Raw genomic sequence first — 2,493 nt, forward strand, 5'->3', positions numbered from 1 at the left:
TGTTGATTTGCGCTGAGAGTTGACCCGGGATTTGCACTGAGAAGTGACCCGCCTTTAGGTATTGTTCGTGTCGGTCGTTGTGGTCAAGTTCCTGCGTTTCTCCTTTGTGGTTTTAGGCTCATGAGCCGAGCTGTTCTTGAAGCGGAAGCTGTCGTTTCCGGTCTCGAGGATGTGGCAATGATGAGTGAGCCGGTCGAGCAGCGCGGTTGTCATCTTTGCATCGCCGAACACGCTGGCCCATTCGCTGAAGCTCAGGTTGGTGGTGATGATGACGCTGGTGCGCTCGTATAGTTTGCTCAACAGATGGAAGAGCAGCGCGCCACCTGAAGCGCTGAACGGCAGGTATCCCAGCTCGTCGAGGATCACGAGATCGGAGTGAACGAGGCGATTGGCGATCTGTCCTGAACGACCTTGGGCCTTCTCCTGCTCCAGCGCATTGACCAACTCGACGGTGGAGAAGAACCGGACCCGTTTGTGATGATGCTCGATGGCCTGGACGCCGATCGCGGTTGCGATATGCGTCTTGCCCGTGCCGGGACCACCGACCAGAACGATGTTGTTTGCGTCGTCGAGGAAGTCGCAGCGATGAAGCTGCTGCACGAGGGCCTCGTTGATCTCGCTGCTGGCGAAGTCGAAGCCGTTCAGATCACGGTAGGCGGGGAAGCGTGCCGTCTTGAGCTGATATGCGGTCGATCGGACCTCTCGTTCGGCCGTTTCGGCCTTGAGAAGCTGGGACAGGATCGGAATGGCAGCCTCGAACGCCGGCGATCCCTGTTCGGTCAGATCACCGACGGCGTGGGCCATCCCATGCATCTTCAATTGCCGTAGCATGATGACGATCGCGCCGCTTGCCGGGTTATGACGCATGGCGAACCTCCGTCTTTCTCAAGGTATCGTATCGCTCGACATTGGCCTTAGGCTCATTGGTGAGCGTCAGCGCCTGAGGCGCGTCGAGGGTCGGCGGTGTGGAGGATTTGCCGTCGACGAGGCGATGCAGCAGGTTCAGCACATGCGTTTTGGTCGGAACGCCGGACTTCAGCGCCATGTCGACGGCCGATAGGACGGCCTGTTCGTCGTGCTGGAGAACAAGGGCCAGGATGTCGACCATCTCGCGATCGCCGCCCGGCTTCTTGAGCAGATATTGCTGCAGGGTCCGGAATGCCTCCGGCAGCTCGATGAAGGGAGCGCCGTTGCGTAGAGCGCCGGGCTTGCGCTGAACGACCGCCAGATAATGCCGCCAGTCGTAAATGGTCTGGCCCGGCCGGTCATGGGAACGATCAATGACGCGATGATGCTCGCAGACGATCTGACCTTCCGCGGCGACTACGACCCGATCAGGGTAGACGCGCAAGCTCACCGGTCGGTTGGCGAAGGATGCCGGGACGCTGTAGCGATTGCGTTCCAGATGCACGAGGCAGGTTGGTGTGACCCGCTTCGTATATTCGACAAATCCGTCGAACGGTCTCGAAACGGGCATGAGAGCTGGGGCTTCCTCGGCCCAGATGTCGGCGATTGTGCCGCGCATCTGGCCATGTGGCGTCTTTGCCCAGAACTCCTTGCATCGAAGCTCAAGCCAGTCATTCAGGGCCTCCAGCGACGGAAAGCGCGGGATGGGTTGAAAGAACCGATGACGGGCATCCTGCACGTTCTTCTCGACCTGTCCCTTCTCCCATCCGGACGCTGGATTGCAGAACTCGGGCTCGAACACGTAATGGCTGGCCATCGCCATGAAGCGGACGTTGACGTCGCGCTCCTTGCCACGGCCGACCTTGTCGATCGCCGTGCGCATGTTGTCGTAGATGCCGCGGCCGGGGATGCCGCCAAACACGCGGAATGCATGATTGTGGGCATCGAACAGCATCTCATGTGTCTGCAGCAGATAGGCCCTGACGATGAAGGCGCGGCTGTAGCTCAGCTTCGTATGCGCCACCTGTAGCTTGGTGCGCTCATTGCCGATGATCGCCCAGTCCTCCGACCAGTCGAACTGGAAGGCCTCACCCGGCTCGAACGCCAAGGGTACGAACGTGCCGCGTCCGGTCGTATGGAGTTCTCTTTGCCGGTCTGCCTTCCATTCCCGGGCAAAGGCTGCAACACGGCAATAGGAACCTTCGTAGCCAAGGCTCACCAGGTCGGCATGCAGTTGCTTCATCGTCCGCTTCTGCTTGCGGCTCTTTTTCGATTCCGTCTTCAGCCAGGCTGATAGCCGATCCGCAAATGGATCAAGCTTGCTCGGCCGCTCCGGGACATTGAACTTCGGCTCCACGCCGCCGGCGCGCAGGTATTTGCGGATGGTATTCCGGGATAGGCCCGTCCTGCGGCATATCTCCCGGATCGATAGATGATCCCGAAAATGCCAGCGCCGGATTACGCTCAGTAACGCCATGTCGATCACTCCAGAGCCCCCGCTGAAACCACAGGGGATGATTGAAACATGGGTCAATTCTCAGTGATATTTTCCCGCAATCCCGGGTCAGCTCTCAGTGCAAATCAACA

At 59.4% G+C, this 2,493-nt stretch carries 2 protein-coding genes; both read right to left on the reverse strand.

The window, feature by feature from the left end; all coding sequences use genetic code 11:
* Positions 1 to 54: 54 nt before the first annotated feature.
* Entirely contained in the window at positions 55 to 867 is an 813-nt protein-coding gene (istB, locus tag FHX06_RS35435; protein WP_183882703.1) for an IS21-like element helper ATPase IstB, read from the reverse strand.
* On the reverse strand, positions 857 to 2,383 hold the full coding sequence (istA, locus tag FHX06_RS35440; RefSeq protein WP_183882705.1) for an IS21 family transposase: 1,527 nt from the start codon (positions 2,381 to 2,383) through the stop codon (positions 857 to 859). The genes istB and istA overlap by 11 nt, the downstream gene beginning before the upstream one ends.
* Positions 2,384 to 2,493 lie beyond the last annotated feature (110 nt).

It is taken from the genome of Rhizobium sp. BK512 (assembly GCF_014194915.1).
Classification (GTDB): Bacteria; Pseudomonadota; Alphaproteobacteria; order Rhizobiales; family Rhizobiaceae; genus Rhizobium.

Bases quoted from the DNA above. Each gene is read 5' to 3' on its own strand.
- istB (WP_183882703.1), bottom strand. From the start codon at position 867: ATGCGTCATAACCCGGCAAGCGGCGCGATCGTCATCATGCTACGGCAA.
- istA (WP_183882705.1), bottom strand. From the start codon at position 2,383: ATGGCGTTACTGAGCGTAATCCGGCGCTGGCATTTTCGGGATCATCTA.